The sequence below is a fragment of the Alcaligenes sp. GW821-FHT11D07 genome (assembly GCF_058808495.1).
Genome location: NZ_JBXART010000002.1, coordinates 372,611 through 387,473 on the forward strand (window position 1 = coordinate 372,611; position 14,863 = coordinate 387,473).

A 14,863-nucleotide genomic window follows, 5' to 3' on the forward strand; every position below is an offset into this window, starting at 1 on the left:
AGATTTTGGGGTGTTTCGTTTTCAGATCCTTTCGGGTCTGTGTCCCGTCTGATTTAGAGCACGGCAGGCAATACGCGGCCAGCACATTCACCAAAGGACAGGGTTGGGTAGCCTTCCTGGCGGCACTGCGCTTTCAGAATGATTTCGTCCTGATCTTCCAGAAATTTGCGCTGTTCACCCCAAGGCAGGTCAATGGGGTTTTTGCCGCCCTGGTTCATCTCCAGCAGCGAGCCTTCCTGGCCTTTAGCTGGACCGGACAAGGTGCCGGTACCCAACAAATCGCCCGTTTGCAGATTGCAGCCGTTGACGCTGTGGTGGGCCACCAGTTGGGCCACGGTCCAGTAGGCTTCTTTGAAGTTGCTGCGCGAGAGCAGGGCAGGGTCTTTCTGTTGTTGACGGGATTGCTCGGTGCTCAAGTACACCTCCAGTTCCACGTCCAGCACGCCGCTGTCCTGATTGGCTTGATCCTGTAGATAAGGCAGGGGCTGAGGATCAGACTCGGGACGGCTGAATGGACGACGGAACGGGGCCAAGGCTTCCAGTGTCACCACCCAGGGCGAAATTGTGGAAGCAAAGTTCTTGGCCAAAAAGGGGCCCAAGGGCTGATATTCCCAAGCTTGCAGATCGCGTGCAGACCAGTCATTGAAAATGCACAGACCAAATACGTGCTCATTGGCTTGACCGATAGGAATGCGGCGACCGGCCTGGTTGCCTGTGCCAATCAGAATGCCCATCTCCAATTCAAAGTCCAGGCGTTCGCAGGGGCCAAAATTGGGCTCTTCCTGACCTTCCGGCGGGCGAGTCTGCCCTACGGGGCGGGGAAACTGCTGCCCGGATACGCCAATGCTGGATGCACGGCCGTGGTAGCCAATCGGCACCCATTTGTAGTTGGGCAGCAGGGGGGCGTCCGGACGGAATTGTTTGCCGATGGCGGTGGCGTGGTGCACGGAAATGTAGAAGTCCGTGTAGTCGCCAATCTGCGCAGGCAAGGCGTATTCCAGCTGGCTACGTTCAATCAGCATGGGACGCAGGCGCGACTCGGCAGAAGAGCCTTGGCGCAAATCCTGCGACAACGCAGCGCGTAGCGCACTCCAGTATTCCTGACCTAAAGCCATCAAGGGGTTTAGCGCCGGTTTGACGCAGGTAGCCAGGGCTTCAGCCGCTTTCCCGCTCCAGGGCGTATCGCAGGCCAATAGGCCCAGGTCCAGCGCATAGGGGCCAATGGCCACCATGACACGAAAGTCTTCCTGACTGTCACGGCGACGGGCCACGGCAAAGGGCAGGTTCTGGATGGGAAAGCCGTTATCGGCTTCATTGGCGCCGGGCACCCAGCTTTGCAGCTGAGGGTCGTGAGTGTCATTCAGATAGGTGCGGGTCATGCCTTTTGTTCCGTAGAGAAGTGTTTTTCCAGTCCGTCCCAGACGGCATCGTAGTTGGCCTGCAGGCTGCCGCTTTGCAAGGCTTGAGGCGAAGGGCGTATGACTTTGCGGGTCTCGAACATAAAGGCCATCGTACCGCGCAGGTAGTCCGCCTTGCTCAGATCCGCGCTGCTGGCCTTGTCAAAGGTGCTGGCATCGGGGCCGTGCGGGCTCATGCAATTGTGCAGGCTGGAGCCGCCCGGTGCAAAGCCGTCTGCTTTGGCATCGTACACGCCCTGAATCAGGCCCATGAATTCGCTGGCGAAGTTGCGGTGGAACCAGGGGGGACGGAAGGTGTTTTCCATGGCCAGCACCCGAGGTGGGAAGATGGCGAAGTCCAGATTGGCTGTGCCGGGCGTATCCGACGGAGAGGTCAGTACGCTGAAAATGCAGGGATCAGGGTGATCGTAGCTGATGGAGCCGATCACATTGAAGTCGCGCAAATCGTATTTATAGGGGGCGTGGGTGCCATGCCAGGCCACCACATCCAAGGGCGAGTGTGTCAGCTGTGCTACCCAGAAGCCCCCCGTGAATTTGGTGACCAGTTCATGAGGCTCATTAATATCCTCGTACCAGGCCACCGGCGTTTTGAAGTCGCGGGCGTTAGCCAAACCGTTGGAGCCGATCGGGCCCAGTTCCGGCAAACGAAGCGGCGCACCGAAGTTCTCCAGCAAATAGCCGCGAGAGGTGTCATCCAGTAGTTCCACTTTGAAGCGCACGCCGCGTGGCATGACGGCGATCTCGCAAGGCTCGATTTCCATCACGCCCAGTTCGCTGACCAGGCGCAGACGGCCTTGTTCAGGAACGAACATCATTTCGGCATCCGCGTTGTAGAACACGCGCCGTCCCATGGATTGGTTGATGGCGTACAGATGGATGGCGATGCCTGTTTGCGAGTCGCTGCTGCCGTTACCCGCCCAGGTATGAACACCCGCCAAAAAGTCCGTGGGGGCGCTGGGCAGACTCAGCGGACTCCAGCGCAAACGGTTAGGGTTGGTCGGACCTTGGCCAAAGTCCTCGTTCCAATGAGGTGCACCCGTAAATGCCTCGAAAGCGCCTTGTTTGGCGCTGGGGCGAATGCGGTACAGCCAGGAGCGGCGGTTGTCGGCCCGGGGCGCGGTAAAGGCCGTGCCGGACAATTGCTCGGCATACAAGCCATACGGGCACTTTTGCGGCGAATTGCGTCCAATGGGCAGCGCACCGGGCAGGGCCTCGGTGGCAAAAGCGTTACCAAAACCAATCTGATAATTCAAAGAGCTCATTGTGGGTCTCCAATTTCAGGCAGCCTGCTCCAGGCAGGTCTGGCGGGCGGCATCCAAGGCTTGCTTGATCACGTCCAGCGAGCCGACATGATTGCACAGCAAGAGCACCAAAGCCGCATTCATTGCATGGCTTTGGGCGGTACTCAAGCCTTGGTGGGCATCGATCAGCATTTCATAAAAGTCATCGGCCCGTTCCAGGGGAACATCTGTATTCAGTGTAGACATGAAGCATTCTCCAGGAAATGGCCACAGGCTTTCTGTAAGGCGGTTTGGACAGCTTTCCCATCCAACTGACGCCAACGGGCGCACAAATGATGGTCGGGGCGAATCAGGTAGCACGTGCCGGGCTGTGCGTCGTAGCGTTGGCGAAGCAGGTCCTGGCTATCGATGACACCGCCTTGAGCTTGTTCAGGCTGGGTGCCGGCAGGCCAGACGCGTACTCGTATCAAAGATCCTTGAGCAAGCAGTTCTTCTACCGCGTCCAGATTACGGGCTTGGCCTTCGCCAAACTCCAGCAGCGTAAAAGCATTGCCCAACTGAGCCAGCCACCAGCTCTCCTGGCCGTTTTGTTCGACAGGGGCGTCCGGCACGCACGCACCCAGTGGAGTCGCCCGTGCTGCAAACTCCTGCTCATCGGCTGTGTTCAGCGGGCTGTCGGGATAGGCGCTAGGCAAAGACAGACGCCCGCTATTGACCAGCACACGGGCGAACGCATGGCGGCGCGCCAGAATCAAGGCAGCATCCCGGAACAGGCGGCTGACCTCGCTTTTCGGTGTAATGAAATCGGTGGAACGGCTGGAGTGGCGAATGTTCTCGTCCGCAGCCAGCTCGCGCTCATGGCTATAGCTGTCCAGCAGGCTATCGGGAGCCTGTGATTTCAACACCAGATTCAGCTTCCAAGCCAAATTGTCGGCATCTTGAATGCCGCTGTTGGCACCGCGTGCGCCAAAGGGCGAAACTCGATGGGCCGAATCGCCAGCAAACAGAATGCGGCCATGACGGAAGCGTTCCATGCGTTCGCAGGCGAAGGTGTAAATACTGACCCACTCCAGTTCAAAGGGGGCGTCGGCCCCTAATAAGGCACGTATGCGTGGCAGGACGTTTTCTGGCTTTACGGCTTCAACCGGATCGGCATCCCAGCCTAGCTGGAAGTCGATGCGCCAGACGTTGTCTGGCTGACTGTGCAGCAGCACGGACTGATTCGGGTGGAAGGGCGGGTCAAACCAGAACCAGCGCTCTGCCGGGAAATCGGCCTGCATGCGCACGTCTGCAATCAGGAAACGGTCTTTGAATACGCGGCCACTGCTGTTTTCACCCAAGGCGCGGCGGATGGCCGAGCGCGAACCGTCGCAGGCCAGCAGCCATTCAGCGTCCAGCGTGTAGTTGCCATGCTGGGTGTGTACTTCCAGATGTACGCCATCGGGCTTGTTGTCGACGTGATGGACTTTATGGCCGGAGCGCAGCTCAATCAAGGGCTGTGCGCACACCGCTTCGTACAGATAGCCCTCGCAGTAATACTGCTGCAAGTTAATAAAGGCAGGGCGCTGGTGGCCTTCTTCGGGCCGCAGGTTAAAGCTCCAGACTTCCTGGTTGCGGAAAAATACCTTGCCCACGTTCCAGGACACGCCTTTTTCCATCATGCGTGAACCCACGCCCAATCGGTCCCAGATATCCAGGGTTCGCTTGGCAAAGCAGATGGCCCGTGATCCTTTGGACAGACTGGTGTCATCGTCCAGAATCACGACCCGTTGGCCTTTGGCCGCCAGGTCCAGGGCCAAAGTCAGCCCGACCGGGCCAGCACCCACCACCACAAGGGGGTGGCGAGCGTGGCTGGCCGGTGCAGGTGCTTGCGTCAGCTCCAGGGTCTGGTAATCAATGTCTCCCATTTTTTCTCTCCCTGGTCGTGCGTCTTACTGGCCTTCGAGTTGCTTCCACATTTCCAGATCGCGCTCGGCGGTCCAGATGCGTGGGTCTTCGTAGCCGTTCACTTCGTCGTAGGCACGGGATACGTCAAAAGGCATGCAGTGATCAAAGATGACCCAATCTGCGTAGCGGGGTTTCATGAATTCATACGTTTCGCGGTAAATGGTCTTCAGGTCTTTACCGGCCACAGCGCCTTGCTGCACGCTAGAGTACAGATCTGTCAGGAAGGCACGGGTTCCCGCCAACGCCTGGCTGACTTCGGTGGCATTTTTCAGTGCGGGGCCGCGGCCAGGCACCATTTGTTCGGCTTTGAATTCGCCCAGACGATCCAGTGTGCGGGGCCATTCGCGAAAGTAGCAGTCACCGGCGTAAGGGGTGGATTGGTATTCAACCAAGTCACCCGCGAACAGGATTTTTTGCTTGGGCAGCCAGGCAATGGTGTCACCTTTGGTGTGGCCACGACCCACTTGCATCAAATGCACTTCCAGATTGCCCAGGTCAACCGTCATGTGACCTTCAAAGGTCATGGTGGGCCAGGTCAAGCCTGGCGGAATGGATTCCACGTTGCGGAACAGGCGCGGAAAGCGGCCAATTTCGCTGGCTTTGTCTTGCTCGCCGCGTTCAACGATCAGGTCGTAAGTGTCGCGGCTGGCCAGGATTTCCTGAGCGTCATAGGCCGCTGCGCCCAGCACGCGCACGGCGTGGTAGTGGGACAGCAAGATGTATTTGATGGGCTTGTCGCTGACTTCGCGAATGCGACGAATGACGTCTTCTGCCATCACAGGGGTGGCCTGGGTGTCGATCACCATAATGGCTTCGTCACCAATGATGATGCCCGTGTTTGGATCACCTTCAGCTGTGTAGGCGTAGGCGTTATCGGACAGTTTTTCAAAGGAAACGACTTTGTCTTCCAGGTCGTTGTGCGAGGCGAAGGTTTTGCTCATGAAAATGACTCCACAATGGATAGGGATGGCGTCAGATTAGTTTATGGCGAATTGATTAGATATAGGTGAATACCTGAATAGGGCAGGCAGGATCAGAACACGCAGGCGAGCACCTGCCTGCCAGGACTGGCATCAGGTGCTATAGAGAAAGGGGGAGGGGATTAGCGGCGCTGGCAGCGCGAGCAGTAATAGGTAGCGCGCTGGCCTTGGACTATCCGTTTGATAGGCTGTTGGCAGCGTGGGCAGGGTTTACCGAGCCGTTCATAAACATTGGCGTGAATATCAAAATACGCGCCTGGCTCGCCACTGGCATTCACGTAATCGCGCAGGGTGCTGCCACCGGAGTCCAGGGCGGCTTGCAGGGTACTCAAGATCGCTGCGTGCAGTTTTTCACTACGGTGCAAAGAGAGCTCGCCAGCAGGTAATTCGGGATGAATGCCGGCCAGGAACAAGGATTCCGAGGCGTAGATATTGCCTACGCCCACCACAATCTTGCCACTGAGCAAAGCCTGTTTGATGGCCAGCCGCCGTCCCTGTAAATGCCGGTGCAGATATTCCGGCGTAAATAAAGGGTCAAAAGGTTCTATGCCTAAAGTACGGAGCAGGAGGTGGTTTTCCAGCGGCCCGTCCCTATGGGCGTGCCATAATATCGCACCGAAACGTCGTGGGTCGTGCAGCAGGAAGCGGGCCTGGTCAAACAGCCATTCCGCATGATCGTGTTTACGGCGTTCTTCATCCAGGGCCACACGACGCAAAGAACCAGACATGCCCAAGTGGATGATCTGCACGCCTTGTTCAAAATGCAACAACAAGTATTTACCGCGACGCGTGCAGTTTTGAACGGCTTGCCCTTCGATCCATTCGGGCAGCAAGGCTGGCACAGGCCAGCGCAGGCGTGGTTCGTGGACCAGGAATTGCCGGACAATTTTTCCCTGGATAACCGTCGCAATTCCGCGACGAGTTGTTTCAACTTCTGGCAGTTCAGGCATGGGGGGGTGATACCATCAACAAATCTGATTCCTTTATTGTGCCATCGGGCGTTTTATCGCGCGTATCAGGGCACGGGTTTTTCTGGATGAATGCTCTGACCTTAGCACTAAAGCTGGGCCTGATGTCGTTGCTTGCAGCGGTTTCGGTGCAAGCACAACCCTCACTTCCCATACTGAAGGCGGAGCCGCCTGCTGACACAATACGTCTGCGCAGCGGGCAATTGCCCTTGGTTGGCCTGACCCCGGATATTCTTTATCGCATCCTGGTGGCGGAAGTGGCCGCCTCGCGTGGCGAGTTCGATATTGCCAGCCAGACTTTTCTGGCTTTGGCGCGCGATACCAGCGATCCGCGTCTGGCTCAAAACGCTTTCCACTATGCCATGGCGGATCGCGATTTAGCCCGCGCCCTGCGTGCAGCTAAAGAGTGGGCCTTGCTGGCTCCGAACGATCCCGAAGCCAAAGCCACCGCCCTGGCACTGGAAGCCTCCAGCGGTCAGACCGAAGGCTTGGCTGATGCCTTGTGGCTGCGTATCTCTCGTGCCCAGGATAAAGAACAAGCTGTTGTGCAGGCCATGAGCATGGTCAGCAAAATGGTGGACCGTCGCCTGGCACTGGAAGTATTGGACAAGGCCTTGCAGCAACCCGTGCGCTCCTTGCCTATTGCTCGTCTGGCCTTGGCAGATACGGCCTGGAGTGCGGGCGACATGGCCCGTGCGGACCGCGAGGCTCGTGAGGCCCTGAAGCTGGACCCTCATTCTGAAGCTGCGGCGCAGCGTGTGCTGGAATACGGTATCAAGATTGATCCTTCCGCTGCCCTGCAAAGTGCGCGGGTTTTTGTGCGTGCCAATCCAGATAGTCGCAAGCTTCAACTTTTGTTGGCTAACCGCTTGGTAGAGCGCCAGCAGTTTGATGAGGCTCAGGCAATTGTCACCGCCTTGCAGCGCGCTAACCCCGAAGACTTCGATCTGCTCTATACCCAGGCCGAAATTCATATCCGCGCCCGGGAGTTCGAGCAGGCCCGCCAATTGCTGGAGCAATACATTGCCGTGCAGCAGCAGCGCCGCCAATCTTTGAACGATGCCGTCAATACGGCTCTGGCCAGCATTTCTGAAGCGCGCCTTTCTTTAGTACAGATTGCCGAAGCACAGGGCAATATGAACGAGGCCATTCGTCAGCTGGATCTGATTGAAGAGCCCGCCCTGCGCTTTCAGGCGCAAATTCATAAAGCGGTTTTGCAGGCCCGCCAAGGTAATTTGCCGCAGGCGCGCCGCACACTAGAAAACTCCCGCCCACGTGATATGAGTGAGCAGGTGGTGGTGGCGTTGACCTATTCCTCCATCTACCAGGACAGTGGCCGCACCGATCAGGCGCTGGAGGCATTGGAACGTGCTGACCGCGAGTTGCCTGATAGCGCCGAGATCAAATACAACCTGGCCATGTTGTACGAGCAGCGCGCCAAGCACGAGCAGTTTGAAACCTTGATGCGCCGTGTGATTGAGCTGCGTCCTGACCATGCTAATGCCTATAACGCTTTGGGCTATACCTACGCTGATCAGAACCGCCGCATGGACGAGGCGCAGGATTTGCTGGAACGCGCCATGGAGCTGGAGCCTGACAATCCTTATATTCTGGATAGTGTGGGTTGGTACCTGTTCCGTATTGGTGACTTGCAAGCGGCCTTGGAGTATTTGCAGCGTTCTTACGAGCGTTTGCCCGAAGCCGATGTGGCCGCTCACTTGGGTGAAGTCCTTTGGGTAAAAGGCCGTCGCGATGATGCTTTACTGGTATTTCGCGCAGGCTTGAGCAAAGACGCAGAGAATCGCACCTTGAATGAAACCATCAAGCGTCTGGGAGTGCCGCTGCCATGAGTAGCTTGAGACAGCGTATTGGATTCCGAGTCGGGGCTTTGGCCTTGATCGCCTTGCTCAGTGCTTGCGCGACTCCCCCCAAACCGGAGCAGGGGGGGTTAAGCGAAGCCGGCAAGGCAGATTCCACGTTGACGCGTTCAGGCCGCTTTGCCTTGAGCGTCACGCATTCCAGTTCGAAAGTGGAAGCGGTACAGGGTGGTTTCTCCTGGAAAGATGATGGCCGTAACCTGATGCTGGATTTGAGCAATCCCTTGGGCAATACCTTGGCGCGAGTCTGGGTCTTGCCAGGGCAGGCTGTCCTGGAACGCACTGATGGCAGCCAGGAAGTCGCTTCGAATCCCGATGCCCTGGTTGAGCAAGTATTAGGTAGTCCGGTTCCCGTTGCTGGTTTGCGCGATTGGTTGCATGGCCGGACCGGGGGCTCGGATGTTCAGAAGCAGCGTCTGGATGAGCAGCAACATTTGAGCAGCTTTGAGCAGGCTGGCTGGCGTGTCACGCTGTCGCGTTATGACGAGCAAGGGCCGCGTCTATTGCAACTGAACCGTCACGAGTCCAGCCGCTCTATTAGTGTGCGTCTGGTTGTGGATCAGTAAAGTTTGAGCAGGTTGGTGTAATGGCGCTCTACGATGTCCCGGCTCCGGCCAAGATCAATCTGTTTTTGCACGTTACGGGCCGCCGCGAGGATGGCTACCATTTCCTGCAAACTGCATTTCGTTTTGTTGATCTGAACGATTACCTGAGCTTTGTGCCACGTAGCGACGGACAAATCCGTCGTGTACACAGCACCTTAAGCGATGTGGAGCCTGAGCAAGACTTGGTAATTAAAGCGGCTCGCGCATTGCAGCAGGCAACAGGCTCGCGCCGAGGCGTGGATATCTCCTGTATCAAGCACATTCCGTCGGGTGCGGGCATGGGGGGCGGCTCCAGTGATGCTGCCACCACCTTGATTGCCCTGAACCGCCTTTGGGATTTAGGTTTGAGCCGCCAGACTTTGATGGATATTGCTTTGCCCTTGGGCGCCGATGTGCCGGTTTTTGTGTTCGGGCAGGCCGCTTTTGCCGAAGGAGTGGGTGAGCAGCTTCAAGCCATAGCGATGCCGCCACGGGACTACATCATTATTCGCCCCCCGCAATTCATCTCCACCGGGAAAATATTTACGTCTGAATGCTTGACACGAGACGAGAAACCCATCAAAATAACGTTCTTTACTGATTGGCAAGAAAAATTCTGGCAAGCCAAGGACAGCAATCCTTATTTTGGCAGAAACAATCTGGAGTCAGTAGCGTTCAAACTTTATCCTGATTTAAATATTTTGAAACAGGGTTTGCAAAGTTTAAAATTGAATGCTAGAATGACGGGCTCAGGTTCTTGTTTGTTTGTTGAGTGCAGAAACAAACAAAGTGCCATAAACGGTCAGCTTGAAATTGATCGAAATAGCAGTAAAATAGATTTTTCTGGTAGCGCAGAATCAAATGGTGGTAAATTGCTGGTCGAACAAACTTGGGTTTGTTCTGGATTGCAAGATCATCCACTACGCTACTGGATCAAGTAAGTTTTTGGGGAATCGCCAAGCTGGTTAAGGCACTGGATTTTGATTCCAGCATGCGAAGGTTCGAATCCTTCTTCCCCAGCCACCTTTCAGGCCTAGCCTGCGATAATGTAAAGCTGTTGAGTCGTTTCCTTGTAGGGGGTTCGATCAACAGCTTTGCTTTTCCTGCATCAAAAATCTATCTCCCATCATGGCACAAGACCGATTCATGATCTTCACCGGCACGGCTAATCCTCGCCTTGCTGTCGATGTCGTCAACCACCTTGATATGTCGCTGGGGAAAATGACGGTGGGTCGCTTCTCTGACGGGGAAGCCATGGTCGAAATTAACGAAAACGTCCGCGGTCGCGATGTTTTTGTTCTCCAGCCCACCTGCGCTCCCACCAACGACAATCTGATGGAAATCATGGTGATGGTTGATGCCTTGCGCCGCGCTTCGGCCGGCCGCATCACTGCTGCCATTCCATACTTTGGCTATGCCCGCCAGGATCGACGCCCCCGTTCGGCGCGTGTGTCTATCTCTGCCAAGGTCGTGGCCAATATGTTGCAAGTGGTCGGTGTTGATCGCGTCATGATGATGGATCTGCACGCAGACCAAATCCAGGGTTTCTTCGATATCCCTGTCGATAATATCTACGCTTCCCCCATTTTGCTGGGCGATATCTGGCGCTGTAACTACCAGGACATGGTCGTGGTCTCGCCTGACATCGGCGGTGTGGTGCGCGCACGTGCACTGGCCAAGCAACTGGAAGTGGATCTGGCCATTATCGACAAGCGCCGCCCCCGCGCCAACGTCTCTGAAGTCATGAACATCATTGGTGACGTCAATGGACGCACCTGCATCTTGATGGATGACATGGTGGATACGGCCGGTACGCTGTGCAAAGCGGCCGAAGCCTTGAAAGAACGTGGTGCCAAGGCGGTTTACGCCTACTGTACTCACCCTGTTCTGTCGGGTGAAGCCATCGAACGTATTACGCATTCCCAATTGAACGAGCTGGTTGTGACGGACACGATTCCTTTGTCCGCCAAGGCACGTGAATGCAGCAAGATTCGCCAACTGTCCTGTGCGGCATTGTTGGGCGAGACCATCTTGCGTATTTCCAATGCCGAATCGGTCAGCTCCCTGTTCAGCGATTAAGTTTCTTTAGCGTGCGCTGGTCGCGGCGCACGTCAACTAGGTAGTTCACTACCGCTTTCGCAGTGGTCGCAAGACCCTGCAATATGGAGTTCCCATGAAATTCACCGCTACGTCGCGTGATGTACAAGGTACGAGTGCGAGCCGCCGCCTGCGTCACGCTGGCCAAGTTCCTGCTATTGTTTACGGTGGCGAAGAACAGCCCGTCGTGATCTCTCTGGATCACAACGAGACCTACCACAACCTGCGCAAAGAAGCCTTCCACGCTTCCATCCTGACGATGGAACTGGACGGTAAAGCTGAAAAAGTGCTGTTGCGCTCGGTTCAGTGGCACCCGTACAAGCAGCAAGTTCTGCACGTTGATTTCCAGCGCGTTCTGGCTTCCCAGGCTATCACCACCAAAGTTCCTTTGAACTTTGAAAACGGTGATGTGTCGCCTGCTGTGAAACTGAGCAGCCAGGTTATCAGCCACATCTTGACCGATCTGGAAATCACTTGCTTGCCAGGCAACCTGCCAGCATCCATCACTGTGGATCTGGGCGGTATGACTGCCAACGCTAACCTGCACCTGGAAAGCATCAAGCTGCCACTGGGCGTTACTTACGCTGGCAACGATACCAACCCTCTGCTGGCTGCTGCTTTGCCAGTTGGCGGTGGTGCAGCTGCTTCGGAAGAAACAGAAGAAAGCGCCGAGTAATCAAGATTGTCGGCTGGCTTTGGCCAGCTGCTAGCTTGGCGAATCAACCCCTGTCAGCGTATGCTGGCGGGGGTTTGTTATTTGTGCCTACGCCTTTGCCTGCGTAGCAGCTTTCTGCGAAAACATTCATGTCTGAGCCTATACGTTTGATTGTTGGTCTGGGTAATCCGGGCCCTGAGTATGAAACCACTCGCCACAATGCTGGCTTTTGGTTGGCCGATCAGTTGGCCGATGATTTGCATGCCAGCTTTAACCTGGAGAAAGCATTTTTTTCCTGGGTGGCCAAGGCACGCTTTGAAGGCGAGAACGTCATCATCGCCAAGCCGATTACCTTCATGAATAAATCCGGGCAGGCGGCTGGCGCCTTGATGCGCTTTTACAAACTCAAGCCCGAACAGGTTCTGGTCTTGCATGACGAGCTGGATTTGTTGCCGGGGCAGGTCAAGATGAAAAAAGGGGGTGGGCACGCTGGGCATAACGGCCTGCGCGACATCCAGTCCGCTTTTGGTACGCCTGATTTCTGGCGCTTGCGCCTGGGGATCGGACACCCCCGCAGCTTGGGGCTGACCCAGCAGGTCGTCAACTTTGTCCTGCATACCCCTCGTAATGAAGAGCTACGCGACATTGAGGACGGTATGAACCGTTGTCGCGTCATGATGCCCGCCTTGCTGCGTGGTGACTTCGAGCAGGCTACCCGCCAGCTCTACGCACCGCAGAAGGCGTAAGGCATGAAGCCAGGGCTAGGCGGCCAACTACGCTTTCGGGACGAACTTAAAGACTTCTTCCATTTCCTGCGTAACCCTCGCAGCGCCCGGCGTTTGCCTGGCAGACCGCTAGGAGACGGCTGGTATCTGGATTGGTTCGCTCCTCTGCCGTGGAAGCGATTGCTGCAATGGGCCTTGGTGCTCTGGCTGATTAACGCTTTGGTGCTGGGGCCTATCGCGGTGTCAGTTGCGGGTGCGGGTGGTGCTCAACACCGCTTGGACCCCACGCGTATCCCTTGGGTACAGGCCATCATCTGGGCGCCCATTGTTGAAGAATTGGTTTTTCGTTTTGTACTGCGACGCCCCTCGCAATGGCTGACTGTAGTTCCCTTGTCAGTATTTTGCATGTTCCAGGGACCTGGCTGGGCCATACAAGCCTTATTGGTTCTATGTTTGGCCGTATGGATCAGCCGCTATACCGGCATGCCGCGCACCGCTTTACCAGCAGGTAGCAGCGTGTGGCGTCGCTTGCTGGCTACCCTTCAAGGGCGTGCCTGGCGCTTTGGGTCCATGCGACGTTATTGGCGTTGCTTTCCCTGGGTGTTTTACGGAGCCACGCTGGCTTTTGGTGCACTGCATTTGTATAACTTCCAGCTCAATAGCATGAGCTGGTATTTGCTGCCCATGCTGGTGCTGCCTCAGTGCATGACGGGTCTGGTCCTGGCCTGGCTGCGTGTCCGTCGCGGCATTGGGGCATCCATCGTGCTGCACGCCATCTTCAATGGTGGGCCCGTCTTGCTCATTATGGGTTTGCTCAAGCTCATGGGCGGTATGCCCGACTAAAGCACACCCGTTTTTCAGTGCGCTATCCTGTGTCCCCGGTACGACTGTTCGGGGCTGCCCACAGCTCTGTAGCCCCAAGGGCGCTACAATAGCGCATCATTTTATAACTCTTTGATTTTCAGGATACTCATGGCACTGCAATGCGGCATCGTTGGCTTGCCCAACGTTGGTAAATCCACTCTGTTCAACGCTCTGACCAAAGCCGGCATTGCGGCTGAAAACTACCCCTTCTGCACCATCGAACCTAACGTCGGTGTGGTTGAAGTTCCTGATCAGCGTTTGCAAGATCTGGCCCAGATCGTGAACCCGGAGCGCGTTCTGCCTGCCGTGGTGGAATTTGTGGACATCGCCGGTCTGGTAGCAGGTGCCTCCAAGGGCGAAGGCCTGGGTAACCAGTTCCTGGCCAACATCCGTGAAACCGATGCCACCGTGCACGTGGTGCGCTGCTTTGCTGACGACAACGTGATTCACGTGGCCGGTAAGGTTGACCCCTTGGCCGACATTGAAATCATCAACACCGAGCTGGCTCTGGCTGACTTGGGTATCGTGGAAAAAGCGGTACACCGCAACCAGAAGCTGGCCCGCTCCGGCGACAAAGACGCGACCAAACTGGTGGCCTTGCTGGAGCGTATTGAGACAGCCTTGGGCCAAGGCAAGTCTGTGCGTTCGCTGAAACTGGACGAAGACGAACTGTTGCAGATCAAGTCCTACGGGTTCATCACGGCCAAGCCCACTATGTATGTGGCTAACGTGAAAGAAGACGGTTTCACCAACAACCCGCATCTGGAAGCTGTGCAGAACTACGCGGCTGCCGATGGCGCTCCTGTGGTGGCTGTATGTGCCGCCGTGGAGGCAGAAATTGCTGAACTGGACGATGCCGACAAGATCGAGTTCCTGTCTGATCTGGGCATGGAAGAGCCCGGTCTGAATCGCGTCATCCGTGCTGCCTACAGCTTGCTGGGCCTGCAGACTTACTTCACCGCTGGTGTGAAAGAAGTTCGCGCCTGGACCATCCGCGTGGGCGACACCGCCCCTCAAGCCGCTGGCGTGATCCACACCGACTTTGAGCGCGGCTTCATCCGTGCCCAAACCATCGCGTTTGACGACTTCGTAGCCTGCAAGGGCGAGCAAGGCGCCAAGGAAGCCGGCAAGATGCGCGCGGAAGGCAAGGAATATGTAGTGAAAGATGGCGACGTGTTGAACTTCTTGTTTAACGTCTAAGTTTCTAGCTATGGCAGGACAAGTGGCAGGTTTCTGGAGATAGAAACCTGCCATTTTTCTGCCACTATGCATCACGTTGGGTGCTGTATACCCAAATCAAATCTGTGATGAGAGCTTCCAATAGTTCTAGGTTCGGGCCTTAAGTCCGCCGATAATGGATTCCTGAACGAGCTTTCTGTACCTCACCACTGAGCCAACCGTGTTTGTATTTTGCTTCCCTAAAAAAGATTGCTGCCATAGCAATACGGATTAGAACTTCGCATAAAAAAATCGGCTGAGCCCATCTCGCGTCTGAGAGCAATGGTGG

General features: G+C 56.1%; 14 protein-coding genes and 1 tRNA gene. 9 read left to right on the plus strand and 6 right to left on the minus strand.

All coding sequences use genetic code 11. The features are described from left to right. Positions 1–53 precede the first annotated feature (53 nt). The 6 genes from fahA to mutM form a co-directional block, all read right to left on the minus strand. Positions 54–1,379: a fumarylacetoacetase gene (gene fahA / locus AC1RSM_RS10310; protein ID WP_492932174.1), complete on the minus strand. Its 1,326-nt coding sequence runs from the start codon at positions 1,377–1,379 to the stop codon at positions 54–56. After that, on the minus strand, positions 1,376–2,680 hold the full coding sequence (hmgA, locus tag AC1RSM_RS10315) for a homogentisate 1,2-dioxygenase (RefSeq protein ID WP_492932176.1): 1,305 nt from the start codon (positions 2,678–2,680) through the stop codon (positions 1,376–1,378). The genes fahA and hmgA overlap by 4 nt, the downstream gene beginning before the upstream one ends. 15 nt (positions 2,681–2,695) lie before the next feature. Continuing rightward, complete coding sequence (locus tag AC1RSM_RS10320) at positions 2,696–2,905, minus strand: DUF2783 domain-containing protein (protein WP_492932178.1); 210 nt, start codon at positions 2,903–2,905, stop codon at positions 2,696–2,698. Then, positions 2,893–4,566, minus strand: a complete 1,674-nt coding sequence (locus AC1RSM_RS10325) for an FAD-dependent oxidoreductase (protein WP_492932180.1) — start codon at positions 4,564–4,566, stop codon at positions 2,893–2,895. Before AC1RSM_RS10325 ends, AC1RSM_RS10320 begins: the two co-directional genes overlap by 13 nt. Positions 4,567–4,590: 24 nt before the next feature. After that, positions 4,591–5,547, minus strand: coding sequence for an MBL fold metallo-hydrolase (locus AC1RSM_RS10330; RefSeq protein ID WP_492932182.1), 957 nt, complete (start codon positions 5,545–5,547; stop codon positions 4,591–4,593). A 161-nt stretch (positions 5,548–5,708) separates the two neighbouring features. Continuing rightward, positions 5,709–6,536: a bifunctional DNA-formamidopyrimidine glycosylase/DNA-(apurinic or apyrimidinic site) lyase gene (mutM, locus tag AC1RSM_RS10335; protein WP_492932184.1), complete on the minus strand. Its 828-nt coding sequence runs from the start codon at positions 6,534–6,536 to the stop codon at positions 5,709–5,711. A gap of 122 nt (positions 6,537–6,658) precedes the next feature. Between mutM and AC1RSM_RS10340 the strand changes: the two genes are divergently transcribed. From AC1RSM_RS10340 to ychF, 9 genes are all read left to right on the plus strand, one after another. Beyond that, positions 6,659–8,404, plus strand: a complete 1,746-nt coding sequence (locus AC1RSM_RS10340; RefSeq protein WP_492932186.1) for a tetratricopeptide repeat protein — start codon at positions 6,659–6,661, stop codon at positions 8,402–8,404. Then, entirely contained in the window at positions 8,401–8,997 is a 597-nt protein-coding gene (locus tag AC1RSM_RS10345; RefSeq protein WP_492932188.1) for an outer membrane lipoprotein LolB, read from the plus strand. The genes AC1RSM_RS10340 and AC1RSM_RS10345 overlap by 4 nt, the downstream gene beginning before the upstream one ends. A 20-nt stretch (positions 8,998–9,017) precedes the next feature. Beyond that, positions 9,018–9,956 (plus strand): 4-(cytidine 5'-diphospho)-2-C-methyl-D-erythritol kinase, encoded by a 939-nt coding sequence (gene ispE / locus AC1RSM_RS10350; protein ID WP_492932190.1) that lies wholly within the window; start codon positions 9,018–9,020, stop codon positions 9,954–9,956. A 5-nt stretch (positions 9,957–9,961) separates the two neighbouring features. Next, a tRNA-Gln gene (locus AC1RSM_RS10355) sits at positions 9,962–10,038 on the plus strand. 105 nt (positions 10,039–10,143) lie between these two features. Continuing rightward, positions 10,144–11,094 (plus strand): ribose-phosphate pyrophosphokinase, encoded by a 951-nt coding sequence (locus AC1RSM_RS10360; protein WP_162496912.1) that lies wholly within the window; start codon positions 10,144–10,146, stop codon positions 11,092–11,094. 94 nt (positions 11,095–11,188) lie between these two features. After that, the gene (locus AC1RSM_RS10365) at positions 11,189–11,788 is read left to right on the plus strand and encodes a 50S ribosomal protein L25/general stress protein Ctc (RefSeq protein ID WP_492932193.1); all 600 of its coding nucleotides are present in this window, start codon (positions 11,189–11,191) and stop codon (positions 11,786–11,788) included. Between the two features lie 128 nt (positions 11,789–11,916). After that, positions 11,917–12,513, plus strand: a complete 597-nt coding sequence (pth, locus tag AC1RSM_RS10370) for an aminoacyl-tRNA hydrolase (protein ID WP_492932195.1) — start codon at positions 11,917–11,919, stop codon at positions 12,511–12,513. A gap of 3 nt (positions 12,514–12,516) precedes the next feature. Then, the gene (locus AC1RSM_RS10375; protein WP_492932197.1) at positions 12,517–13,335 is read left to right on the plus strand and encodes a CPBP family glutamic-type intramembrane protease; all 819 of its coding nucleotides are present in this window, start codon (positions 12,517–12,519) and stop codon (positions 13,333–13,335) included. 129 nt (positions 13,336–13,464) lie between these two features. Continuing rightward, entirely contained in the window at positions 13,465–14,556 is a 1,092-nt protein-coding gene (gene ychF / locus AC1RSM_RS10380) for a redox-regulated ATPase YchF (RefSeq protein WP_492932199.1), read from the plus strand. Positions 14,557–14,863 lie beyond the last annotated feature (307 nt).